This is a genomic window from Halobacterium sp. KA-6, assembly GCF_021029015.1.
In the GTDB taxonomy this organism is placed as follows: Archaea; Halobacteriota; Halobacteria; order Halobacteriales; family Halobacteriaceae; genus Halobacterium.
The window spans coordinates 80182-104518 of sequence record NZ_JAJJZH010000003.1; the positions used below are offsets into that span (position 1 = coordinate 80182).

Sequence of the window (24337 nt, forward strand, 5' to 3'; positions counted from 1 at the left end):
ACTGCATGGCCACGATACACGGGGGGATAAGACTACGGCCTCCGGCGGAACGGACGGCCGAGTGGAGCCTCTAGAAGAGTCCGACGCCGATGCTGAGCGTCCAGCCGCCGCTGGCGACCGCTGCGACGACGAGCGACCCGCCGGCGAGGGAGACGTTCTTCAGGAAACTGTTCACTTCGTCCTGTCGCTGGTCCTCGGGGACCGCCCAGAAGTCGTGCATGACGACTGCCGAGACGATGAGGAACGCTGCGAGCCCGATTGCGGCGACGACCGGGAAGATACCGACGATGACGCCCAAGCCGCCGAGGACGAGGAGTGCACCGGAGGTGAGGACGGAGAGCTTCGGTGCGGGGAGGCCCTTGTACTCGGCGTAGCTAGCCATCTGTTCGGTTTGCGTGAAGTGACTGAAGCCGGTGAATGCGAGGACGCCACCGAAGAGGATGCGACCGACGATGAGGAGGACTGCGTCGAGTGCGAGCGCCATCAGGCACTCACCCGTGTCGGCGTTCGGCGTACACTACTAGCGGAAGCGTGCGGAGGGTTCGTCATCATACTATACCGGGGTCGTGAGAGGGATACGTTCGTTGACCAGATGGTAAACGACGGGTTGAACCGTACTGAGAAAATCCGGTTCTGGGAGCCGTTCCCACCACGAGTATGCTCGTACCGGTTTTAGCTTCGGATACTTCCGGATGTGAATCGCGGCGACGACTACTGTTAAGTTCTGGACGCCGCGTACGAAGCGTATGCGCGCAGCAGTCCTACAGGAGTACGGTGAACCGTTGGTTGTCGAGGAGGTGCCGGACCCCGATTTGGACCCCCACGGGGTCGTCGTCTCGGTCGAAGCGTGTGGTATCTGTCGGAGCGATTGGCACGCATGGAAGGGGCACGGTGAGTGGGCCGACGACCAGGTTGACTTCGGACAGATTCTCGGCCACGAACCTGCGGGCACAGTCGTCGAAGTCGGCGACGACGTGGACAGCGTCGCCGTCGGCGATTGTGTTGCTGTTCCCTTCAATCTCGGCGAGGGAGCGTGTCCGCAGTGCCGGCGCGGCCACGGGAACGTCTGCGAGGACGGCTATGCCCTCGGGTTCGAACACGACGCGCAGGGCGCGTTCGCCGAGCGCGTTCACGTCCCACACGCCGACTTTAATGCGACCGTCGTCCCCGAGGACGTACCGATGGAGGCAGTGGCGGCGCTGGGCTGTCGGTACGCCACGGCGTTTCACGCGCTCGCCCACCGTGCGGACGTTGCGGGCGGCGACTGGGTCGCCATCCACGGCTGCGGCGGCCTCGGGCTCGCTGGGGTTCAGATTGCGACGGCCCTCGGGGCCGGCGTGGTCGCCGTCGACGTGCGCGAGGAACCACTCGCACTCGCCGAACAGGTCGGCGCTGTAGAAACCGTACGCTCGGATCTTGTCGAGTCGGTGCCCGAGCGCATCGCGGCGTTGACCGACGGCGGCGCGCACGTCTCGATGGACGCACTTGGACGCGCGGAGACCTGCCGAAACAGCGTCGACTGCCTCCGCACGCGCGGCACGCACGTCCAAGTCGGCCTGACGTCGGAAGCCGAGAAGGGCGAAGTTTCGCTCCCCGTCGACGAAATCACGCGCTGGGACATCTCCGTCCTCGGGTCACGCGGGATGCCGCCATCCAGGTACGACGAACTCCTGCGGATGATTGCCTCGGACCGGCTTCGCCCGAGTGAACTCGTCACCGAGCGTGTCCCCCTCGAAAACGTCTCCGACCGATTGGCAGCGATGACCGACTACGAGACTAGCGGCATCGAACTCGTCACGGAGTTCTAACGAGCGTGTCCACTCGGTTTCTTCGCTCAGAGCCGTCACGCCGGCGCGAGTAGCCTGTACAGGCCGACGAAAAAACTCGTCACTAGGAGGCCGCCCCCGGTGACGACGAGCAGTCGCGACAGGTCGAGTGTGGCGACGAAGAGAGATTCGGGGACCAACACGCCGAGCGCGACGATGAACAACCCAACCCAGAACACCTCGTTTCGCTGGTAGAGTCCCACAAGCGTCTCTCTCATATGGTTACTGACCGGAGATGGGGCATAAGCGTTCGTTCTGTGAGACACTCGTGCCAGCCCGAACCGAGTGGGCTTGCCGCTTGCCGCACGCTTTTTCGGGCGGTGGACGTATCGTACAACGAATATGAGTGACTCCGACGACGGGCTCGGATTCGTCCAGTTCGGCGACACCGGCCTCCAGACCAGCGAGTTGCAGTTCGGGACGTGGCGATTCGGCAAAGAAACCGAGGAGGGGAACGTCGAAATCGGCGAGAAGCGCGCGAAGAAACTGCTGGACGCGTACGCCGACGCGGGCGGGCGCTACATCGACACAGCCGACGTCTACGGTGGCGGGAAGAGCGAGGAGTGGATTGGCGACTGGCTCGCCGACCGCGACCGCGAGCGCTACACCATCGCCTCCAAGATTTACTGGCAGATTCGAGAGGGCGACCCGAACAGCCGCGGGAACAACCGAAAGAACATTCGTGACCGCGTGGACGCCATCCTCGACCGTCTCGGCACGGACTACATCGACGTCCTGTACATCCACCGCTGGGACGACCAAACGCCGACACGCGAGCTGATGCGGACACTGAACGGCCTCGTCGAGGCTGGGAAGGTCCACTACATTGGCGCGTCGACGCTGCGGCCGAACGCATGGAAGGTCGCGCAGGCGAACGAACTCGCGCGCAGCGAGGGCTGGGAGCCGTTCACGGTGCTCCAGCCGCGGTACAACCTCGTCGACCGCGAAATCGAGGGGGACTACCTCGAGATGGCGCGCAGCGAGGGGCTGGCGGTCTGCCCGTGGAGCCCGCTCGGCCAGGGCTTCCTCACCGGAAAGTACGACCGCGAAGACGGACTCACCGGAGAATCCCGTGCGAGCGAGTCCTCGCGCTTTGAGGAGAACTACCTTACCGAGGAGAACTTCGCAGTCCACGACGTGCTCGACGAGATCGGCGACGAGGTCGACGCGTCGCCCGCGCAGGTCGCGCTCGCGTGGCTGACTCATCGCGACGGCGTTACCGCACCTATCGTCGGCGCACGCACCGTCGACCAACTGGAGGAGAATCTCGCGGCCGCGGCCATCGACCTCTCCGACGAGCAGGTCGACCGACTCACCGAAGCCAAGGAAGGTCCGTACGCCGGCCTCTGAATTCGGCGACTCGCGGCTTCTGACGCGCTATTTTTCGAGACGGCAGCGCCTCACTAGATATGTTTGGTTAATCGTTGTGTAGTAAACACTATTACGCCCGCATATGTATTCTTCTTCATAGAATTAGACTCGGTTAAAGACAATTATGGAGTGTAATAGTTTACGTCCGTCGAGTAAAATACTGGGCGGCATTAGCGAAGGGGTCGTGCTGTGAAGCACTCGTTGGACACGCCGCTCCGGGCTGTCGTCCGCCGGCAACTCCTCCGTCAGCTGCTGCGCCCCGTCGCAGCGTTCGCCACGGTCGTCGCAATCGGTGTGGCCGGGTTCAGCTCACTGGGCGGAATCGGTGTCGTCGACGCGCTGTTCTGGCTGCTCGACCCCACCAGCATCGAACTCCACTTCGAGGCCCACGACGGCCCCGAGACGCTCGTGAAAGCATACGCCGTGGTCGTACTCTCCGGGCTCGTCGTCGCCGGGCTCTGGATCGGCGAGACCGTGCTGTCGGCGGCGTTCGGCGGCCAAATCCAAACGGAACTGAAACACATGCAAATCGAACAAGCAGTCGCGGACCTCCGCGGCCACGTCATCATCTGCGGATACGGCACGTTCGGGAAAACCATCGCGCGGGCGCTCCAGGAGACCGACCGGGACGTCGTCGTCATCGAGTCACAGGACGCCGAGTTCCAGCGCGCCCTCGACGACGACCTCCTCGCTATCCAGGGCGACGCCCGCCGCGAGGAGACGCTGACGGACGCAGGCGTCGAGCGAGCCGGCGTCGTCGTCGGTGCTATCGACGACTCGAACGCGAACATTCAGATTGCGATGAACGCCAGCCAAATCGCGCCGACTGTTCGACTCGTCGTGCGCGTCGGTGACGAGACCTACGAGCAACTCGCCCGCCGCGCGGGCGCTGACCGCGTCATCATCCCCGAGGTCGCCAGCGCCGAACAGGTCACGTCGACGCTCTAGTAGCCGGTGCCGAGGTAGGTGTGAATCGCCACGCCAGATTCGAGTTCGTCGACGAACGCCACCGCGAAGTCCTCCATCGAGATGTAGCTCTCGCCGTCCTCGTCGGCGACGAGTTCGCCTTCCGCTGTCCGGTACTCGCCCGTTCGTTCGCCAGGTTCGATGAGTGCCGCGGGGGCGACGTACGTCCAGTTGAGGTCGTCAGCAGCCTCGAATACCTGGTAGGCTTCGATGGCCGCACGCGCCACCGGCTCCCACTCCACGGGGAACTCCTCCGTCTCGATCAGGCGAGTGTCGGGAGCGACGTGGAGACCGCCCGCGCCGCCCGTCCACACGAGCCGGTCGACGCCCGCGTCTCGCATTCCCTCGACGACGGCTTCCGCCATCTCGACGAGCACCCTTGGGTCTTCGTCCTCGCTAGGTCCGAGTGCGGACGCGACTGCGTCGTGGCCCTCCGCGAGGTCAGCAATATCGATATGGTTGGTCGCGTCACCGGCGACCGCCTCGAAGTCGGGGTCGTCGATGCCGCCGACGTGACCGCTCCGTGAAACGCCGGTAACCCTGTGCCCGCGGTCGAGAAGTTCGTTCGCGATTCGCTGGCCGATTCGACCGCTCGCACCGAGGAGGAGTACGTCCATGTCAGTTCCAATATTGTACAGTGAGCGACATAGGGTTTTGTGAAGGGGCACTCCGCGGGATTGCGAAGCAACAAGTTGTGACCGCGAAAACGGACGACGCGGCTACTGTACGGCTTCGACGGCTGCCTCTATTGCCGCCTCCTCGTCCCCGAGGTCGTCGTAGGCGGTTTCGTAGCGGTTTGCGAATTCCAGTGCACGCTCGAACGCTGGCTCCCGTTCGTCGAACGTCTCGATTGGTTCTTCGCGATCGAACTCGTCGCGATTCCCACGAATCGCGCCAGCCCGATACTGGTCCTCGTCGTGGGGCGAGGACGTCGACACCGGGAGCACGTGCACGCCGACGTCCTGGTCCTCTCGCACGAACAGCGTCGGATTCGTCGCTCGATACTTCTCGGTGATGTAGTCGGGATTCTCTACCTCGTGCCACTCCGCCGGCAAGGACGGCGCCATACGTTCGCAACCGACGGCTGTGGCTTGTGTTTTCTGGCAGATTCAGTCCTCGCGGCGCGCTTCCTGCACTGCCTCGGCGATTTCGTCGGGATGGTCGGCAGCGACACGGAGCACGGCGTCGTGGAGTTCGCGCTTCTCCTCGTTACGGACGCCAGCCTCACGCAGCGTGCGCACGACGTCCAAGTCGAGGGTGTCTTCGAGCGCGGTCCACGCCTCCGGCCGCGCGTACATCGGGGCCTGCTTGACGTCGCCGTACTCGAACGCCGGCGTCTCGCTAGTCGTGTCCTCGGACGTCTCGCCGGATGTTCCGTCCTGGTCGGTCGAAGATTCGGATGCAGCGCCGCTAACGTCCACTCCCTCGTCGGCCTCGTTCTCGGCTGCTGCTGGCTCGTCGTCGTGCTCGCTCGCCGCGTCGTCCTGGTCCATGTGCTCCTGTTCGGCGGCTTCGAGGTCGTCGAATCCCATTAGCGAGTCACCTCCCCACGTTCGACGATGGCCGCAAGTTCATCGTACGCCCCGAGTTGGTCGCACCCGGGGTCGTAGTCGCGCAGCGGCACGCCCTCCTGGTGGGCGTCGTCGATGGCCGCACGATATCGAATACCCGGGAGGTCACCGTCGTAGTCGTCGGCGTCGATGGCCGCCCAGTCCTCTTCGGAGAGGTACGCGAAGTTCGGGACGAGGTGGTCGATGGCGTCCCGTGTCGTAATCTCGCGGAGGAGTTTGCGGTCTCGGGTCGACTGGTCGATGCGCTTGCGGAGGTCGGAGGGAACGACTGCGAGGATGTTCAAATTGAAGTACTCGCGGGCTTCTTGGACGAGTCGGTCGAGCGTGTTCGTCAGGCCGGTTTCGTAGCCGTTCTCGGGGCGAAGTGGGATGATGAGGTTTCCGGTGGCGTACATCGCGTTGTCGTTGAGTTTCCCGCGGTTGGCGGGACAGTCAATGACTATGTAGTCGTACTCCTCGCCGAGCAGCGGGTCGACGAGGTCTCGTTTCAGCCGCGTCGTCCCCATCGTCGCTTCCTTGAGGGCGGACTGCACGCTCTCCAAGTCTTCGTGCGCGGGGAAGAGATCCAAGCCCTCCGCGACGTTGACGACGTACTCGCGTGGGTCCTCACCCTCAAGCAGGACGGCTTCGGCGTGGTTCCCGCCGTCGCCATCGGTGCTGTTGTATCTATCCTCGAATCCGAGGTTGAGTGTCATGTGGCCGTTGTCGTCGAGGTCGACGACGAGCGCGCGCTCGTTGCGGTGCGCGAGTTCGCGCGCGAGGTTGAGCGCCGTGGTTGTTTTCGCGAATCCGCCCTTCAGGATGCCGACACTGACAGCGCGTGGTTCCGTTTGCATTATTTACCTCGTCAGGAATAGGCACCTATTGTAGATGTGGTGCCTACGCTGAATCAGGTGGGGATTCTGCGCCATCCGGCATAAAACACCGGGAATAGGTAGACCAGGTAGATGAGCAAGGTGCACAAGTTCCACTAACTAACTCAGATACAATAGGTGGCTAAGGCACCTTGGCTACCTTTGGTGGCTTTTCGGTGGTGACGCCCGTACAGATATTCCGCCCCCACTCGGCGTCGGCACCGGTGAAGCGGGCTCAAAGACAGGCCCGGAACTACTTACCCAACGTGGTGGTTTACTTGCCAGCAGTCCGAAGGCATGGACGATCACCAGGACTCGGAAACCAGTTCTATTGTCACTCATCAAAATTAGTCCCAGCGCGACCAGAGTAATTGCGTTAAGCTCTCTTCCGGGACGAACCCAGACTATCTCGACAGAACACCACCGCCGAGATTTTGAAGACCCAATTCTCGAACCCTTGATGCGAGGACGTACCTGAGGATGTGACCTCCTCCTCGTCGTAAACGACCGAGCTTCCCGCAAGCCAAAGCTCGCTGAGTTGGGAACTGACGTTTGCACACCGACGAGGTGCTAGCAGGGCCACGCCGCCGTTACTCCTATCCGGCAGTGGTCGAGGTTCTACCCAGCTGACTCGGAGTTATCTCAGTTGTTTGGCGTCGGTCACCACCTGTGCGGCTACCGAACACGTAAGTCCCTCATGCGGCAATTCACGCCCGCCGTGAACGACGGGATCCTCTCGACTAATCAAGACAGAGGCCGTTCAAGCAGTATACCGCCAGCGTCCATCGTGGACGAGTGATCCCACCCGAACTGGATTGTGTATCGTACTATGGGGTTTATCCGACGAGTAAGTTGGCAACTACAGCCTGAGAAGCGTCGGCAACCGATAGACTGAGTCGAAATATCGGGGGTGAGTGAGTACAAGAGGTGATTCAACCCCCCGATCTATCTTTCTGCAAAGAAAATTCTGTTGTATACCGCGTTCGCGAGACACTTCGTGTCTCGTTTGCACACCGGAACGCTCCGCGTTCTGGGGCCGGACGTGAATCCGACGACGCTGACACACTCGCCGTTCAGCAACAATACGGCTATTTACGTGGGATCGCTCTGTAGCATGACGTACTCCAAGGCGGCATGACCGCCCACGTAATCGGTCAATATCGGAACTCCGAGCCCGCTAGGAAGGGAGAAACGGCGATGTAGCCCCGCCAGTATCCCAGTCATACCGACTAGTCGCCAACAAACAAATATTCCAACTCAGCGATGCGGTACCGTCGGACGCCTCGCCGTTCACAGCGAGGAGGTTGTCACCCTTAGGGACATCTTGATGGTTTGAACCACCACCAATAGTTCACTTTGATGCCCTAAGCCGACGATAGCTTGCCATGTTAGCCTCAGCTGTCGTCCCCAGTTGGCATCGAGACACCAACTCGAACTACAAGAATTACGGGAGGCTCCAGTCGATTTTCAGAAGGATACGTGCTGTAGACGTGAGTTTCCTCAGTATAACGGTCGAAGTCGTCGGTTGAGCTGCCATCCGGGCTAGAATGAGGGTTGGCACCCGGCAGTGATCCGGGACAGTAGTACAGGTGTAGCGTCGAATTCGTCGACGGACCCGTGGTTCTCGGCACCATAGGTTAGTCTCGGCCTCAAGCACCTGGATATACCCGGATCTCCTTCACACGCACGCGCGTTGGTTAGCGCCAAAACAATCTGATAAACCGTATACTAGGATATAGAGTTGTTCTGGGTGACGTTGCGAATGGGTCGTGTTAACTTAGGCATGATTCCACCAGACGGCGTGGGCTTGCAACCACGTTTCAGCAGTTGCTGGATCGACATGGCGGAAACAGTTTGAGAACGAAGAGGTTCGTCGTTCTACCTCTCTAAAGACACGTTCGATTGAAGTTCTGAAGCCGTGTTGCTGGACGCGGTAGCTGTAGCCTTCTCGACGGAGTCCGCCGATTAAATCGTCCGCGTCATCGACGAGAAACACGGCCTCAGAGACGTCGTGTTTCTCGGATAACTCAGTGAGAAACTCTCGAGCAATCGGAATCGTATACGTCGGAAATAGCCGAGAATGGAGGAATCTGTTCGTTTCTGGATCGACAGCAGCGTACAGCCAATACTGTTCGTCGTTAATTCGGATCGCTTTCTGATCGACCGCAACGCGATCCGGGCTTTCACCGTCAGCTGGCTGTAGATCGGCCTTCTGTACCCAGTTATGAACGGCGACACGACTCCGCTCGACACCCAAATCCTCAAGAAGCGTAACTGTATTCGAAAGTGATAGTCCTGCAAGATGGTATCGAATACCCTTTTCAATAATCTCGCGGGTGTCCGTTCTCGCTCCACAAAATCCAAGTCAATCCACTCGGTAGACTCGCTGAGGCGGTCTAATTCGGCCATAGGAATCCGAACTAATGACCGCCTCATTCTCTAACTTAACGCGACCCCGGATCGTCGCAATAACTTTTTGCCAGCGACACCATCTCCACGGTGAAGCGGGTAGTGAGGTTCATCCAAACTACCACTCACCCGCTTCAACTCCTTTGATTTACCGACCTACACCGACGCCGTCTAGTGATTCAATAGAGCCGCTCGCCCAGACGGACTCGTTGGTTGAGGGTGGTGCTACGGAATTCCGCCACTGGTTATAAGCACCCAACATTCTCTGGGGCAAGTCCTTTCTAATCGCGCATTATAGTTCTCCACAGACCGATGACCACGAAGAAGCGAACTGGCCCTCTTGATGGCCTCCGCGTGATCGATTGTTCTGGGATGATAAGCGGTGGATTTGCGACGGCACAACTTGGTGACTTCGGTGCCGATGTAGTCATGGTTGAACATCCTGAACAGCCGGACCCGATTCGAGAGTGGCCGCCCTACGATGAAGAGCAATCAAAGACATCACTCTGGTGGAAATCGATTGGCCGGAATAAACGCTGTGTCACACTCAATCTGAGCACACCTGAAGGCGCCGCATTACTCACCGAGCTTGTAGAGGATGCTGACCTGCTGTTCGAGAATTTCAGGCCAGGTACCATGGAATCGTGGGGGCTAGGACCGGAGTCTCTCCGATCGGTTAATGAGGAACTCATCTATGTCCGCATCTCGGGCTACGGCCAGACTGGACCTCAGTCAGATAAACCCGGATTTGGAACGGTCGCAGAAGGACTCTCGGGTTGGGCTCATGTGAACGGATTTCCCGATAGAGAACCACTACTGCCGCCGATAAGTCTTGCTGATTTAACAGCTGCCCAGTTCGCGGTTCAGGCAGCGATGTTCGCAATCTTCGAACGCGACATTGGACGGGGCGGTAGCGGCGAAGGCCAAATGATCGATGTCACCCTCTATGAACCATTGTTCCGGCTTTTCCTCGGCGACGTTGAAGCATATGATCGCAACGGTCGGATTCCAGAGCGGACCGGGAATCAGCACCCGAGCGCTGCACCACGGAACATCTATGAAACTTCTGACGGGTACATCACTCTCTCAGCGTCTTCCCAGCAGATATTCGAGAACGTTATGCATGCAATTGAGCGGAGTGATCTAATCAACGATCCTCGATTCGCAGATAATGACAAACGCGTTGAAAACGCAGCAGAGTTAAACAATATTATTGAAACATGGACTCAGAAGCGCCCAACGGACGACGTTATCAAGGCGATGGAAGCGAACGACGCCATCGTCGGGCCTGTATATGATATTAGTGATATTTTCATGGATGAGCAATACCAGGCTCGCAACAACATCATCACAATTGAAGACGAAGACCTTGGTGAACTGAGGACAGCCGCGCCGGTCCCAACGTTTTCTAGGACCCCTGGAGATGTAGAACATGCTGGACCACGGCACGGCCAGCACAACCGCGAAGTATACGTTCGGGAAGTTGGCCTAGCCGAATCCAAATTCGAACAGCTTCGAGAGGATGGGGTTGTCTGAGATGCTGCTCAACGACGTCACTCTCAGGGAAGGCAATCAGATGCCCGGCAGGGAGTACAGTGTTGACCAAAAGGTCACAGCTGGCACCGCACTATCCCAGCTCGGAGTTCAGTTCATTCAGGCTGGTTTTCCTGCGACAGGGCAACCTGATCAGGAGGCAATCACCGCGCTTTCGAATCAAGTCGAGACACCGATTAGTGCGTTAGCCAGAGCACGCGAGGCGGATATTGACGCCGCGATTAACGCGGATGCCGACATCATTGATATCTTCCTCCCAATCTCGGATAACCACCTCAAGCACGTCCTCAACATGGATCGTGAGAAGGCCCTAGATATGCTTGCTGAGTCCGTCGGCCATGCCCGTGATCGCGGTGGGACAATTCATATCACTCTTGCTGATGCATTCCGGACCGATGTTGAAGACGTTCGAACTGTGTTTGAAGCCTTCCCGAGTGTGGACTATATTACGTTAGCGGACACAGTAGGGGCTCGGACTCCTTCGACAGTGCGATCATATCTTCAGGAACTACGAGATACGATCAATCTTAACCGCACGGGGGTTCACTTCCATGACGACTTGGGAGTGGCAACAGCAAATGTTCTGGCGGCCTATGATTTCGGTGTTGGAAAGGCTGACGTGAGTGTCGCTTCGCTGGGTGAACGCGCAGGTAATGCAGCATTAGAAGAGGTTGTCGTCAGCGGAGTAACCGACTATGATGACCCCCTCGGCGTTAACGAGTCTCAACTAGTGCCAGTCTGCCGTGATGTCCTTGAGACACTTGGTGAAGACGTTGAGGTTCGTAAGGCGATATTGGGAGAAGAGGTTACAAAGCATGAATCGGGGATACACACTGCGGCCATGCTTGATGAACCGACCATCTTCGAAGCATATGATCCCGAGCGCTTCGGTGGCGAACGTCGACTCTTTTTCGGAGCAGGAACCGGCTATACTGGTGCTCGAAAGTTACTCGAACGCGCAGATGTTGATCCGACAGAGGCCCAGGTTAAGGAGTTCGCTGAGCTTCTATCTGACCGTGGCTCACTTGATACAGATGCTGCCGTTTCGTTGGCTAAATCCAAATTTAAGGGTGACAATTGACAGCCCCCTCCACGTGTAAGGGGAAGAATCCCTATCAGTGAAAACATCAAGTATGAAACTATAATCGTCGCCACTTCACGGAAGCTCACATCCAACCAAGCTATTGTTGCCGGTGGTTGTCTAGCCGCACCAATTGGCTGTTCCCTATCCTCGATCCCGTTCGGACTCTCCGTGTCGTTATACCCAGGAAATCTGGCAGACTTCCATGGACTCTGTGGTATCGTCGCGCTTGCTCAGACTGACGGGCACAGGGGCGAATTCTTCGTGGAGTCGAGTTCACGTAATCTGAACAGTGCCCGTCTCGTCAACTGTGAGCCGCTTCAGTTGCCCCTCAGCCTGGGCACAGCTTCCTCCAGACATTATCTGTGTGTCTACTTCCAAACTAGTTTGTGAGGGCCTTCAATCCCTGATACAGCTAAAATTATTGTTGGTTCTCTGAGCGAACAACCGGTTGGATGGAAGCGGACAGCGACGTCCTGATGGGAGTTGTCGTCCGCTGATTCCTCTAAATTTCTTCTAAATTCGAATTATGGGCCTCTCCAAACTGATTTACAAGTATTTTGATCGATGAATCTCGATGGTTTGTTCACTTTCCAAATATCAGTTAGTCTGAACAATGCCGGACAGATTCTCAGTAAAGTTTTACTGATTCCAATGACATACGGAAGTATGCCTAGCGAGTCATTGGCAACAGTCGAGTGGGACTTAGACGAAGACACTGGAATCGCGACGATTATGTTAAACCGACCGGACGTCCTGAACGCCCTGTCGAGTCAGTTGCGTGAAGACGTCATCACCGCCTTCAAGACGCTCGAACGGTTGGATGACGAGTCGGACGGCGTTGCAGTCAGTGTCGTCGTGCTAGAGGGGGCTGGTGAGAAGGCGTTCTGTGCTGGTGCCGATATAACGGAGTTTTCGGAGGTCCAAACCGGCTCCTTCAATATGAGCCCAGTCACGAGTATCGCCGAGGAATTCGTAGCACCGGTGATTGCCAAGATCGATGGCTACTGTCTTGGTGGTGGCCTAGAGGTGGCGCTATCCTGTGACTTCCGATTTGCCAGCGAGGATGCCCTGTTCGGCTTTTCAGAGGTCAATCTTGGGCTGATTCCTGGAGGTGGCGGAACCCAACGACTGGCCGAACTGGTTGGACCCAGCCGAGCCAAGCGACTCTCCATGACCGGCGAGAAAATTGATGGGAACAAGGCCGCCGAAGACGGTATCGTCAACGAAGCCGTCCCGGAAGAAGAATTGGACGAGACCGTTCAGGAATTTGCCCAAGAACTGTCAGGCCAGCCCCCGCTATCGATTCGGTCGTTGAAGGACGTCGTCAATCGCTCACAGGAAGTCAGTTTAGCCGAGGGCCGACGGTACGAACGTCGGGTTTTCGACATCCTTCAAGAGACCGAAGACGCCGATGAGGGCACCACCGCCTTCGCTGAGGACCGTGAGCCGGAGTGGCAAGGAAAATAAGCTACTCTCTCTTGAAACGGCATTGTTCAAATTAATTGACTCCAGACGGATGCGAATGTTTGAAGCCATTTTTCAGCGGAGTCAGCAGTTGTGAGCGGGAGTTTGTAGCGTATTGCTCAATGCGCCGTTTAAATGGCTTAAACACACGTTGAGGGCGTCATAGAAAACGTCACACACGAGGACGCAGGGCGTGGTCACGTCACACCCCCACCTGTGTTATTCGCCTGTCGTGTTTGGCACAGCCGTGATATTCTTCGCAAGGCCTCATTCGGAGCAATACACTTTTCAGGCTCGTTTGAGACGGCATAAATATGGTTGTAGGAATCAGCGACATCGAGACCGTTGCAGTAATTGGTAGCGGAGAGATGGGGCGAGGAATTGCCGCTGTCGCCTCATTGGCTGGCTACGAGACATACATCAACGACATTGACGAGTCCCAGCTTGTTGAGGCAAAAGAGCAAATCCAGTGGTCCTACGGAAAATCTGTCGAGAACGGAGCCGCGACCGAGGCGGAGACAGACGCTGCAATTGAACGACTTACGTTCACCACCGATCTTGAGGAAGCAGTTGGTGATGCAGACTTCGTCACTGAAGCAGCGGTTGAGCAGCAATCGGTCAAGGAGGATATTTTCGAAAATTTAGACGAGATAGCCCCTGAGGACGCCCTTCTTACGACGAACACGTCCGGACTCAATATCACTCAACTTGCCGAAACGACTAGTCGGCCCGGACAGGTTATTGGGACGCACTGGTTCAACCCGCCGATGTTAATGGAATTAGTCGAGGTGATTATGACCGAACACACGGTAGATGGCGCGGCTGACACTGCTGAATCAATCATCAGATCATTCGATAAAACGCCCATTCGATGCAAGATAGATATCCCCTCGTTTATCGTAAATCGATTGATGAGACCGTACGGTGAGGAGCCCGCGTGGATGGTGTACCGAGGCGAACACTCCATCAAAGAGATTGACTCTGCAATGAAATTCAAAGCCGGGTTTCCAATGGGTCCTTTCGAATTGGCGGATTACACCGGTGGTCTCCAAGTTCGGGTAGAGGCCGAACAGGACCACCTCAAAGACGATCGCCCCATGTCCTATGACACGGAAGTATGTCCGATACTCCACCAACTCTACGACAAGGGACGGTATGGACGTAAGACCAACGCCGGATACTACGACTACACTGACAGCGATGAGCCAGATATTCCCGTTGATGCTGGCCAAGGCTTTGATTCGCTGCTCGTATGGGCGCCAATCATTAATGAGGCCGTAAAGATGGTTCAAAACGAGGTTGCTAGCGTTGAGGACATCGATACCGGTGCAGAACTCGGCGGGAATTGGCCGACTGGCCCTCTCAAAAAATGCGACGAGGTCGGTGCGGATGTCGTTTTGGAAAAGGTCACCGAAGTGGCTAACCGCCACACAGATACCGACAAAGTCGCTGAGACACTCCCTTGCGACTTGCTCGTGGAGAAGGCGAAGAACGGCGGAACGTTCTACTGATCGATGCTAAGTGTGGGGCGGGGGTGACTCGGCATTGTTCAGATTAGTTGATTCCAGGCAAACGCGAAGGTTTGCAACCATATGTTTCTGCCGAGTCAGCAGTTGCGTAGCGGAAGTGGTTGGCGAACTGCTCAGTGCGACGTTTCAGTTCCTTAAACACGCGTTCGACGGCATTCCGATTCCCATATGTGACGTGTTGGAATCGGAGCTCAAGCTCGAATAATGCGGCTTTGAGCCACGGTGCGCCATCAATCAGAAACACGGCATTTTCGACGCGATGTTTCTCGCGGAGCTCCGTCAGGAACTGTTTTGTCAAGACGATTGTTCTGGTTGGAAAGAGTCTGACGTGGGGGGGAATTCGTTGGTTTCAGTATCGACTGCGGCGTACAGCCAGTAGCGCTGGTCATTGAGTTGAATCACGGTTTCGTCGATCGCAACGTGATTCGGATTCTTCCCGGAGTTGGGCTGTAGGCCGGCTTTCTGTACCCAATTGTGAACAGTTGAACGAGCACGTTCGACACCGAAGGAAGCTAAGACCATTCATCTTTAGCTAAGACTCACACCTCGGTTGCGTAGCGGTAGCGAGCGTCTCCTGTAAGACTGGTCGTTGCTGGTGAATCTTCTGAGCATCCTCAATCAGCCGCTCCAGCAACGGCGGTGGCGAGTAACCGAGATACTCACCGAGTTTATGGAGGATGAGCTGGACGTGCGACCGGAAGGTCGCCGCCCAGCGTTCCGGCGGAAACACGATCTCATCATCAGCCTGCTCGGTTACCAGATCCAACAGCTCACGGCTCACCAGCAGTGACAACAACGCCGCGTACAGCAAAATCTCCACGACATCACGGTTGCTTGTGTCGAACTCGTCCAGTTCGTACTGTGTTTTTAGCTCACGGAACAACGTCTCTACCTCCCAGCGACACCGATACAGCGTCCCTAGATCCGCCGGGAGAAACTCTTCTCTCGGCAAACTCGTGATGTACAGATGGTAGTCGTCGGCGTCCGCGATTCGGACGCCGACGACGCAGAACCGCTTCGTATCCAACGAACGCGTTCCCTCGTACTGGCCTCGCTTGAACTGGGCTTCGACCTCCACGTCAATGTACTGTCGTGAGAGGTCATCGACCACATCCGGGATCTGCTCGCCTTCCAAGGGAATGGCGCGGCCGCGCCATTCCCGTAATTCCTCTGTTCTCACCGGATTCGCGTTATCCTTCAGCCGGCTCACAAAGTAGCCGTCGTTCTCGTCGATCAGCACAAACCGGCGGTACTTGAAGTACGCTAGGTCGAACAAAACCAGCCGTCCGTGCAGCCACGAGCCTGTCTTGAACAACGTGCTGTCGTGCGTTTTCTCATCCGTTAGGTCGATCCGTTCGATCGTCTTATCGGTGGCGTTGTGGAGCAGGTGGAGCTTCGCTCCAGCCTGCTCCTCGTGACGGGCTTGGAACTCATCAGAGAGGAACTCGTGCAACCGCAACACCGTTCCATCAGCGATCATCACGTCCCTGAATCGGTCGATATCAGCGTCAACAGCGTTGGGGACAGCGACCTCGTCGAGGCCGCGCTCGACGAGGTCGCGGAGATACTCTGCCAACGTCGGCGTCAACCGCTGATAGAATCCAACGGGAGAGAGCGGTTCATCAGCTGTGGAGTTGTAGCAGCGTCTGAACCCGGCGAGTGTTTGGCTCTCGCCGGCGGCGAAGCCGAACACGAGCGCCCACACGAGGACTGGAATCTGAAGTTTGCCGTCTCGCTCGACCACGCCGAGTTCCTCGGCGTGCTCTTCGAGGAACTCAGAGGGAAAGAGAGTAGTGAGCTGACGCATAATTCTCGATGAGGAGGCTTCGTTGTGCACACTCGTCGCCCCCTCACTCCTCACAAAAAGTAGCCTCGATAAGCCGCTGCTGTCACGCGGTTTCTGGCTTAGCTAAAGACGGATGGAAGCTAAGACTGAGACGGTATCCGAGAGTGATAAGCCGGCGGTATGGAGTCGGATACCCAATTTCATCGCAGGCTCCGGTGTCGCTTCTCGCTCCACAAATTCTAACTCGAAGCAGTCGCTACCTCCGTTGAGGCGGGCGATTTCTGGCATGGATCACTAGAATCTCGCTCCACCTCACCCTTCATCCTTATCTGAACACTGCCGGGTGACTCACTACCAATGCCGATCCTAGAGTTTTGTTCCATGATACGGAACAAATAGGAGCGGCAAAAGATTGGAAAATGATGACTAATTAAATAAAAGTACGATTGAGGCAAGAATCATGACGCTCAATACATGCCGAAACCAAGCTTCCTTGTGTGGAATCAAGAATTTATACTCCAACAAATATGGGGATGAATAACAAAAGTACTTTTGTTATTGTTGGAGCTTAATAGAAGCCCTTTCTCAAACACGGGGGACCGAACGTGGGACAACCGTACGAGGACGTCACTCTTGTTTGAGAGGCTGGCGACGCCACTTCGGATCCTTGTCGAGACGATATATCGCAGTTAAGGGACGCGCCGTCGCTGTTTTATCCAAAAAATGGCCACGAAACTCACGTTCATTCACATTTTAAGGAATCTTAGCACGGCAGTCGTTTTCAGGCGTGTGCGATGTTGAGTTCGAGTTCATTTGCGGTTCCAAGCAGTAGTGAAGGAAGGTCCACCTCGAAGCGTTCGCCGGTGAGCCGATGGCTAGGGCCCGAAACGCTGAGACCCCCAATTACACCCCCGTTGGGACCTTTAACTGGAACACCGATTGCATGAAGGCCGTCAAGATTTTCTTCTCGGTTGAAAGCATAACCCCGTTCACGAATTTGATCCAATTCGTCGTACAGGGTATCTGGATTTGTGATCGTCTCGTTTGTAATCTGCTTGAATTCTGCCTGTTCGATAATGCGGGACATTTTCTCTGGTGGCATCGCTGCGAGAATTCCCTTTCCCGACGCGGTCGCGTGCAGAGGTATCCGTTTGCCGATTCCGGGGTCCGTTCTAATAGCGCGGTCGCCTGCTGCACGGTGAATATAGACGGCTTCGCCGTGCTCCTCAACGAGAAATTGTGCTCGTTCGTCCGTCTCCTCCGCCAGCTCTTCTACCTTCTCTTTTGCCAGTTGATATGCCAGTTTTCGATTCCTAGCATCTTCACCAATCTCGAGAAACCGAAGGCCGACATAGTAGCCATCCTCATTGACTACATATCCTCGACGTTCGAGCGTCGAAAGGTGGCGGTGGATGGTACTCTTCGCATATTCAAGCTCCGAGGCGGCCTCCGAAATGGTAGCTCCATCTCTCCGATTAATAAACTCAATGACATCAAACACAGTTTCCACAGACTTGACGGAGTCAGCCTCGGAGTCTGATTCTATTTCGGTCATATATGACATATTCACCCCATCTATATTTAATGTTCCTTATCGTCGAAAATCTTCTTTATGACGAATATTTATGTGCGTTGCTCCCGAGGTTCTACCTATGACTTCGCCTGAGGCTGCACTCAGCGATTTTATCGCTACAGTAACGTACGAAGATATCCCGAAACCTGCTCGTGAAACAATCAAACGCGCTTTTGTTGATACAGTTGGCGTTACACTAGCGGGTGCGATTGATGATGCCGGCAGTGCGGTGTTCGAAATTGACGGTGTCGACACTAGCACCGCGGGCGTCCCAACCATATTGGGTATCAAATCGGATCGGTCGCCAACCGATCGAGCCCTCCATACCGGAACCGCGAGTCATGCGCTAGATTACGACGACCTCGCATGGTCGATGGATGGCCATCCCAGCGTTACGCTCGTCCCGCCACTTCTCGCACTCGCGGATGAGGCCAACGCAAGCGGCAAAGATCTCATTACGGCGTTCGCTGCCGGTTTTGAGGTCGAATGCGCGTTAGCCGACCCGATTAGTCCCGACCATTACGAGTCTGGATGGCACGCAACCGCCACATTTGGGACCTTCGGAGCGGCCGCCGCCGCGGCTTCATTGCTCGACCTTTCCGCGGCGGAAGCCCGCCATGTGTTGAACGTCGCAGCGTCGATGCCTGCCGGTCTTAAGCGCAACTTTGGATCGATGACCAAACCGCTCCATGCTGGATTAGCCGCGCGCTCCGGGGTTACTGCCGCACGTCTAGCAGGTGCGGGCTTTAGCGCTGACTCCGACGCGCTAAGTGGCGTTCGTGGATTTTGGGATTTATACGGTCCCAAGGAGCGTACCGAATTTACGTTCGACTCCGACGAATGGATTCTCGCCAATCGAGGTATCCATATCAAATATTATCCTTGCTGTTATTTCACTCATACAAGTATCGCCGGCACCCAGACTCTCGTCAACGAACATGATATTAGCCCGGAAAATATCGAGCTCATCCACGTTCGGGTTGCACAAGGTGCAGCCGATGCTCTCCACCACTCAGACCCTGAAACCGGCCTCGAAGCGAAATTCTCGCTAGAGTACACCGTCGCATGCGCTGCCGTTCGTGACCGCGTTGGGCTCGGTGTCTTCGACCAGTCAGCGATTCAAGAGACTGACGTTCAGCGCGTCAGAGAGAGGGTTGAATACGAGGTCGACGACAACCTCCACTACGACTCTCACGAGGCGGTTGTCCGTATCGAGACGAATGATGGTACCTATGAGCGACAGCAGGTAAATCCACCAGGAACCCATGACAACCCACTTACCGACGCAGAACTCCGAGAAAAATTCAATGAGTGTGCAGGCCGCGCCATTTCCAAGTCCGATGCGGACGCTCTCGTGGATGTTTTCACAACTCTAGAAGAGCATGAGGATGTGGTGGCTACAATTGGAAGCGTGACTGAACCATAGTTTTAAGCCGTTTCCCTTACGTGTAGCAAACGGTCAATGGTAGATAGAGACACGGTCCAGCTAACAGAACAGCAGCGACTGGTCAGAGACTCGATTCAAGATATATGCTCTGACTTTGACCAGTCTTACTGGCGTGAGAGGGACAAACAAGAGGAATATCCACACGAGTTCGCAGACGATCTCGCCGAAGGCGGGTGGTTTGGGGCGCTTCTTCCCGAAAAGTACGGTGGCGCTGGAATGGGTACACCAGAAGTAGTGGTAATGATGGAGGAAATTGCCGCCTCTGGCGGTGGGTTTAGCGCTGCACAAGCCGTCCATGGCGCTATCTATAACTCCGTTCCGTTGGTGGAGTATGGGAGCGAAGAAATGAAAGAAGAGCTCCTCCCAAAAATCGCAAGTGGTGAAGAGTCGATTCAGGCCTTCGGACTCACCGAACCGAATTCGGGCTCTGATTCGACATCTATTGAGACGCGCGCAGAGCGGGATGGCGACGGATACGTAATTAATGGCCAAAAAATCTGGATTTCCCGGGTTGACGCGAGTGACTATCTCGTCCTTATGGCGCGTACTACGCCAAAATCCGAGGTCGAAAAGAAAACTAAGGGGTTGACAATGTTCCTCGTTCCGCTTGAGGAGGCTTACGAGCAAAACGGACTCGAGATTGAGCAAATAGACAAGACAGCGAGTGGACCAGTTCATTCCTACGAGCTCTTCTTCCAGAACCTCCGAATCCCCGAAGAGAACGTAATTGGCGAGGTAGGAATGGGATTTTACCAAATGCTCGACGGCCTCAACGAGGAACGACTCGCCATTGCGGCCGAGTGTATCGGACTCGGAGAGGCAGCTATCGAAGCTGGCGTCGATTATGCGAACGAGCGAGAGGTGTTTGGAGCTGCAATCGGTTCCAACCAAGCGATACAGCATCCGCTTGCCGAAGCACATGCTCGCGTCCAGGCCGCTAAAGGGATGGTATATAATGCCGCAAACGAGGCCGGCGAAGCGACCCAGAAAGACGTCGGAGCACTCGCGAACATGTCGAAATTCCTCGCTTCTGACGCAGCGTTCCAAGCCGCTGACGCCGCTGTGCAAACCCACGGAGGGTTTGGCATCGCACGCGAATACGACGTCGAGCGATTCTTCCGCGAAGCACGCCTCACGCGACTAGTGCCAATTACACAGCAACTCGCGTTGAATTACATCGGTGAGAATGTTCTCGGACTTCCGCGATCCTACTGATGACAGAAAAATCACTTAAACCCGGCTGGCAGGGAAGGTTCTATGAAGATTTCGAGGTGGGTGACGTTTACAAACATCCATACGGGCGGACAGTCACCGAGACGGACGACGTCTGGTTTACGAATGTCACCATGAATACCAACCCGATGCACTTCAATGAGGCGTATGCGTCGGAGACGGAGTTCGGTGAACGTCTCGTCAACGGCACGTTCGTTATCTCGCTAGCGGTTGGGATGAGCGTCATTGATGTTTCAATGAACGCCACGGCGAACCTTGGATACGACAAGGTCCGCCACCACGGCCCCGTTTTCCACGGTGATACAATCTTCGCGGAATCCGAGGTCCTCTCCAAGCGTGAGTCCGAAAGCCGCGACCATGTGGGAATGGTTACGACGGAGCTACGCGCGTATAATGAAAATGACGACCTCGTTCTTTCGCTTGAACGGACGCCGATGGTGCTCAAACGTGAACACGCTGAGCCATCCGCAGCACGGCCCCCAGGATGGCCAGGGGGGGTCGGGACACAACCGGGTGAAGGTGAATGAACGATGGCGAGCGACTCGTCGGTAATCTGCCCCTGTGCGACGCCTCAGAGGTAGCCACCGACATAGCTGCCGACGAAACCCTACTCGTTAGCGGGTTCGGCAGTGTCGGCTACCCAAAGACGGTTCCGCTCGCACTCGCAGCCTCGAACCGCGACCTTTCTCTTACTGTGATAAGCGGCGGGAGTGTCGGAAACGAAATAGACAGCAAACTTGTTGAGGCCGACGCAATCGCTCGACGCTATCCATATCAGGCCCGCTCTCCTGCTCGGAAGGCCGTCAACGCGCAGGAAATTGCTTTCCAAGATCGGAACATCAGCACACTCGGTGACGAGGTTCAATACGGCGGGCTCGCAGATGGGGGTACTGCTGTCGTCGAAGCTCTTGCAGTGGGCACGAATTGGCTAATTCCCACGATGAGCATCGGCCAGACGCCCGCTTTCGTCGAAAGCGCGGATCGCCTCATCGTCGAACTCAATCGCTCAGTCCCAACAGCCGTCCGTAAATTTCACGACATCTATCGCCCCGAAAGACCTCCGAATCGGGCACCAAATCCGCTCACCAACCCTGGCGGACGGATTGGGGATGAAAGGATAGAGTTTGACGCTTCGAAACTCGTTGGCGTCGTCGAAACCGACCGCCGCGACCAGCCCTACGAATTCCGTGATCCGACCTCTGACGACCGCGCGATTGCGTCGAACCTCGGTACATTCCTCGAAGACGAGGTCCGGCGGTCACCCATTTTCGAAGAATCACTCCATATCCAGTTCGGCGTCGGAAGCCTTGGAAATGCGCTGATGAGCGCGCTTGGCGATGCAGACCTCGGTAGCCGCGACTTGATATATTTCGGTGAGGTCATCCAAGACGGTTTACTTGACCTCCTTGATGAGCAAAAATTGACCGCTGCGAGTGCGACATCGCTCGCGTTGTCCAGCGAAGGACAAAAGCGGTTGTTCGACAACCTCGACCGCTATGCCAAGGACGTAGTTCTTCGGCCAGGGGACCTCTCAAACAACCCAACGCTCATCGATCGATTCGGCGTCGTCGCCGTAAATAGTGCGCTCGAAGTCGATCTGTTCGGCCATGTAAACTCAACACACCTGAACGGCACGCGCGTGATGAACGGAATCGGGGGAAGCGGTGATTTCAACCGCCACTCCCCACTCGCCGTGCTCGCGCTTCCGTCAACAGCCGATGGTGGCGAAATTTCCCGAATCGTTCCTATGGTTCCTCACGTAGACCATACTGAACACGATATCGACGTAGTCGTTACCGAGCAAGGCGTCGCTGACCTCCGTGGTAAATCCCCAAAAGAAACCGCGACGGCCTTCATCGAGCAGTGCGCCCATCCGGACTACCGGGAAGGCCTCCGAGAGTATCTCGACCGCGGGCTCGCCTCCGGTGGGCACATTCCCCACGATATCGAAACGGCACTCGATTGGCACGTTAACCGAACATGATTGAATCAGAAACCACCACAAGCCGCATTACCTCCTGTATTGCCAGCACAACAATTTCACGATATACAGATACGGTAGAGGGGTGGTCTAATGCCTGAATCAGTGTATATCGCGGGGGCTTATGAGCACCCAACGCGGGAAGCTCCAGACAAATCGACGATGCAACTCCACGCAGACGTCGCCGTGGGCGCACTCAGGGACGCCGGAATTCCAAAAGACGACGTTGATGCCTACTTCACCGCCGGCGTGCCTGAAATGGAACACGGTCTGACGCCGTTGATGGCTGCCGATTACCTTGGCTTAGATGTCGCATATGCTGATTCGACAGATTACGGTGGGTCGTCCTATATCTCACACGTCGGCCACGCCGCAAGCGCCATTCGTGACGATAAGTGTGACGTCGCGTTGATTACGCTCGCTGGACGTCCACGTTCACGCGGACAGTCGACGGGTTCCGGAGCTCGGAAGCTCCGGACTGTTCAGGATAGCTACGAGCGCATTTATGGCACGACGAACGTGACAATGTACGGAATGGCCGCACGTCGTCATATGGAGGAGTACGGAACGACCAGTGAGCAGCTTGCAGAGATACGCGCTGCAGCGTCCCATCACGCCCAATATAACGAACACGCGATGTACCCCGATCCGGTCTCTGTTGACGATGTCCTTGAATCCCCCGTCGTTGCAGAACCACTACACTTACTCGATTGTTGTGTCATTTCGGACGGTGGGGGGGCTCTCCTCGTCGTCAGCGAGGATGTTCGTTCTCAAATTAATCGTGAGTGTGTTAAAGTGCTGGGCCATGGAGAAGCACCAAAGCATCACAATGCCGGCCGACTCGATATCACCACGACAGGAGCTGTTGAATCTGGTGAACGGGCTTTCACGGAGGCAGGTCTCGGCCCCGAACACGTTGACTACGCCTCCATCTATGACTCCTTCACAATCACCGTCCTCGAAGCCATCGAAGACCTCGGGTTTTGCAAAAAAGGCGATGGCGGCACGTTTGTCGCGGATGGGGCCCTACGCGCGGATGGCGAACTCCCATTCAACACCAACGGCGGTGGCCTCTGTTCGAATCACCCAGGGAATCGTGGCGGGATGACAAAAGTCATCGAGGCTGTGCGACAGCTCCGTGGCGAGGCAAATCCCGAGGTACAGGTTGATGCCGACATCGCGCTCGCACACGGCACCGGCGGCAGTATTGCGACCCGACACGGTGCGGCGACGGTTATCCTCGGGGAGGAGGGTACTTCATGATGGATACGTGGGAGCCGCGTCCCTTGCCAACAGTTACACCCGAGAACGAGCGCTACTGGAACGGTGCGAGCAACGAACGACTATTACTTTCTAAGTGCCCCGACTGTGGCCTCGCCATCCACTATCCCCGAGCACGCTGCCCCGACTGTTTCACAGAGACAGAGTGGATGGAGGCCAGCGGCGGTGCCACAGTCTACTCGTACTCCGTCGCCGAACGTATGGAGGGTTGGCCCGAGACGGACCTTCCACTGGTTGTTGCCTACGTTGAGCTGGCTGAAGGACCAAGGATTATGACGAACCTTGTCGACTGTGATCCCGGCGATGTCTCCGTCGGCGACCCGGTCTCCGTCGCGTTCATCTTAACCGAGGAGGAAGGCGTCGGAATACCCGTCTTCCGTCTCGATTGAGCTCCGTTTCTTTCGCCAA

At 56.6% G+C, this 24337-nt stretch carries 21 protein-coding genes and 3 pseudogenes; 13 read left to right on the forward strand and 11 right to left on the reverse strand.

From position 1 onward, the window contains the following. Positions 1-70: 70 nt before the first annotated feature. Positions 71-484, reverse strand: coding sequence for a DoxX family protein (locus LPA46_RS08325; RefSeq protein WP_230892123.1), 414 nt, complete (start codon positions 482-484; stop codon positions 71-73). Between the two features lie 262 nt (positions 485-746). On the opposite strand from LPA46_RS08325, the gene LPA46_RS08330 reads away from it, so the two are divergent. Then, positions 747-1808, forward strand: a complete 1062-nt coding sequence (locus tag LPA46_RS08330) for a zinc-dependent alcohol dehydrogenase family protein (RefSeq protein WP_230892124.1) — start codon at positions 747-749, stop codon at positions 1806-1808. Positions 1809-1843: 35 nt separating this feature from the next. On the opposite strand, the gene LPA46_RS08335 is transcribed toward LPA46_RS08330, so the two are convergent. Next, positions 1844-2044, reverse strand: a complete 201-nt coding sequence (locus LPA46_RS08335; RefSeq protein ID WP_230892125.1) for a hypothetical protein — start codon at positions 2042-2044, stop codon at positions 1844-1846. 124 nt (positions 2045-2168) lie between these two features. Between LPA46_RS08335 and LPA46_RS08340 the strand changes: the two genes are divergently transcribed. Together LPA46_RS08340 and LPA46_RS08345 are read left to right on the forward strand one after the other, a co-directional pair. Beyond that, complete coding sequence (locus tag LPA46_RS08340; RefSeq protein ID WP_230892126.1) at positions 2169-3176, forward strand: aldo/keto reductase; 1008 nt, start codon at positions 2169-2171, stop codon at positions 3174-3176. Between the two features lie 210 nt (positions 3177-3386). Beyond that, positions 3387-4145: a potassium channel family protein gene (locus tag LPA46_RS08345; RefSeq protein WP_230890365.1), complete on the forward strand. Its 759-nt coding sequence runs from the start codon at positions 3387-3389 to the stop codon at positions 4143-4145. Here LPA46_RS08345 and LPA46_RS08350 read toward each other — a convergent pair. The 5 genes and pseudogenes from LPA46_RS08350 to LPA46_RS08370 all read right to left on the reverse strand — a co-directional run bounded on the left by LPA46_RS08350 (position 4142) and on the right by LPA46_RS08370 (position 8997). Then, entirely contained in the window at positions 4142-4780 is a 639-nt protein-coding gene (locus LPA46_RS08350; RefSeq protein WP_230892127.1) for an NAD(P)-dependent oxidoreductase, read from the reverse strand. The genes LPA46_RS08345 and LPA46_RS08350 overlap by 4 nt on opposite strands. A 102-nt stretch (positions 4781-4882) precedes the next feature. Then, positions 4883-5230: a hypothetical protein gene (locus LPA46_RS08355; protein ID WP_230892128.1), complete on the reverse strand. Its 348-nt coding sequence runs from the start codon at positions 5228-5230 to the stop codon at positions 4883-4885. 42 nt (positions 5231-5272) lie between these two features. Then, positions 5273-5695, reverse strand: a complete 423-nt coding sequence (locus LPA46_RS08360; RefSeq protein WP_230892129.1) for a hypothetical protein — start codon at positions 5693-5695, stop codon at positions 5273-5275. Then, a complete protein-coding gene (locus tag LPA46_RS08365) occupies positions 5695-6570 on the reverse strand; it encodes a ParA family protein (RefSeq protein ID WP_230892130.1) in 876 nt (291 codons plus the stop codon). The genes LPA46_RS08360 and LPA46_RS08365 overlap by 1 nt, the downstream gene beginning before the upstream one ends. 1795 nt (positions 6571-8365) lie before the next feature. Continuing rightward, positions 8366-8997 (reverse strand): annotated as a pseudogene (locus LPA46_RS08370) (IS6 family transposase). A 312-nt stretch (positions 8998-9309) separates the two neighbouring features. Between LPA46_RS08370 and LPA46_RS08375 the strand changes: the two are divergent. From LPA46_RS08375 to LPA46_RS08390, 4 genes are all read left to right on the forward strand, one after another. Continuing rightward, positions 9310-10533 (forward strand): CaiB/BaiF CoA transferase family protein, encoded by a 1224-nt coding sequence (locus LPA46_RS08375; protein ID WP_230892131.1) that lies wholly within the window; start codon positions 9310-9312, stop codon positions 10531-10533. A 1-nt stretch (position 10534) separates the two neighbouring features. Continuing rightward, positions 10535-11632 (forward strand): LeuA family protein, encoded by a 1098-nt coding sequence (locus LPA46_RS08380; protein WP_230892132.1) that lies wholly within the window; start codon positions 10535-10537, stop codon positions 11630-11632. Positions 11633-12301: 669 nt separating this feature from the next. Next, complete coding sequence (locus LPA46_RS08385) at positions 12302-13102, forward strand: enoyl-CoA hydratase/isomerase family protein (RefSeq protein WP_230892133.1); 801 nt, start codon at positions 12302-12304, stop codon at positions 13100-13102. Positions 13103-13413: 311 nt separating this feature from the next. Further along, positions 13414-14610 carry a 3-hydroxyacyl-CoA dehydrogenase gene (locus tag LPA46_RS08390; protein WP_230892134.1) on the forward strand — a complete coding sequence of 399 codons (1197 nt, stop codon included), beginning with the start codon at positions 13414-13416 and terminating at the stop codon, positions 14608-14610. 38 nt (positions 14611-14648) lie between these two features. Here the strand turns inward: LPA46_RS08390 and LPA46_RS08395 are convergent. The 4 genes and pseudogenes from LPA46_RS08395 to LPA46_RS08410 form a co-directional block, all read right to left on the reverse strand. Further along, positions 14649-15147: pseudogene (locus tag LPA46_RS08395) on the reverse strand (IS6 family transposase); the annotation flags it as partial. A gap of 13 nt (positions 15148-15160) precedes the next feature. After that, on the reverse strand, positions 15161-16435 hold the full coding sequence (locus tag LPA46_RS08400) for an IS4 family transposase (RefSeq protein WP_230892360.1): 1275 nt from the start codon (positions 16433-16435) through the stop codon (positions 15161-15163). 120 nt (positions 16436-16555) lie between these two features. Further along, positions 16556-16702, reverse strand: a pseudogene (locus tag LPA46_RS08405) (IS6 family transposase); the annotation flags it as partial. A 493-nt stretch (positions 16703-17195) separates the two neighbouring features. Beyond that, positions 17196-17969, reverse strand: a complete 774-nt coding sequence (locus tag LPA46_RS08410) for an IclR family transcriptional regulator (protein ID WP_230892135.1) — start codon at positions 17967-17969, stop codon at positions 17196-17198. A 97-nt stretch (positions 17970-18066) separates the two neighbouring features. Here LPA46_RS08410 and LPA46_RS08415 point away from each other — a divergent pair, with 97 nt between their 5' ends. The 6 genes from LPA46_RS08415 (at position 18067) to LPA46_RS08440 (ending at position 24318) form a co-directional block, all read left to right on the forward strand. Further along, positions 18067-19413, forward strand: a complete 1347-nt coding sequence (locus tag LPA46_RS08415; protein WP_230892136.1) for an MmgE/PrpD family protein — start codon at positions 18067-18069, stop codon at positions 19411-19413. A 36-nt stretch (positions 19414-19449) separates the two neighbouring features. Next, positions 19450-20649 carry an acyl-CoA dehydrogenase family protein gene (locus tag LPA46_RS08420; RefSeq protein ID WP_230892137.1) on the forward strand — a complete coding sequence of 400 codons (1200 nt, stop codon included), beginning with the start codon at positions 19450-19452 and terminating at the stop codon, positions 20647-20649. Further along, a complete protein-coding gene (locus LPA46_RS08425) occupies positions 20649-21194 on the forward strand; it encodes a MaoC family dehydratase (protein ID WP_230892138.1) in 546 nt (181 codons plus the stop codon). The genes LPA46_RS08420 and LPA46_RS08425 overlap by 1 nt, the downstream gene beginning before the upstream one ends. Beyond that, positions 21191-22651 carry an acetyl-CoA hydrolase/transferase C-terminal domain-containing protein gene (locus LPA46_RS08430; protein ID WP_230892139.1) on the forward strand — a complete coding sequence of 487 codons (1461 nt, stop codon included), beginning with the start codon at positions 21191-21193 and terminating at the stop codon, positions 22649-22651. Before LPA46_RS08425 ends, LPA46_RS08430 begins: the two co-directional genes overlap by 4 nt. Before the next feature lie 90 nt (positions 22652-22741). Further along, complete coding sequence (locus tag LPA46_RS08435; RefSeq protein WP_230892140.1) at positions 22742-23911, forward strand: thiolase domain-containing protein; 1170 nt, start codon at positions 22742-22744, stop codon at positions 23909-23911. Continuing rightward, positions 23908-24318 carry a Zn-ribbon domain-containing OB-fold protein gene (locus LPA46_RS08440; protein ID WP_230892141.1) on the forward strand — a complete coding sequence of 137 codons (411 nt, stop codon included), beginning with the start codon at positions 23908-23910 and terminating at the stop codon, positions 24316-24318. Before LPA46_RS08435 ends, LPA46_RS08440 begins: the two co-directional genes overlap by 4 nt. The last annotated feature ends 19 nt before the right edge of the window (positions 24319-24337 follow it).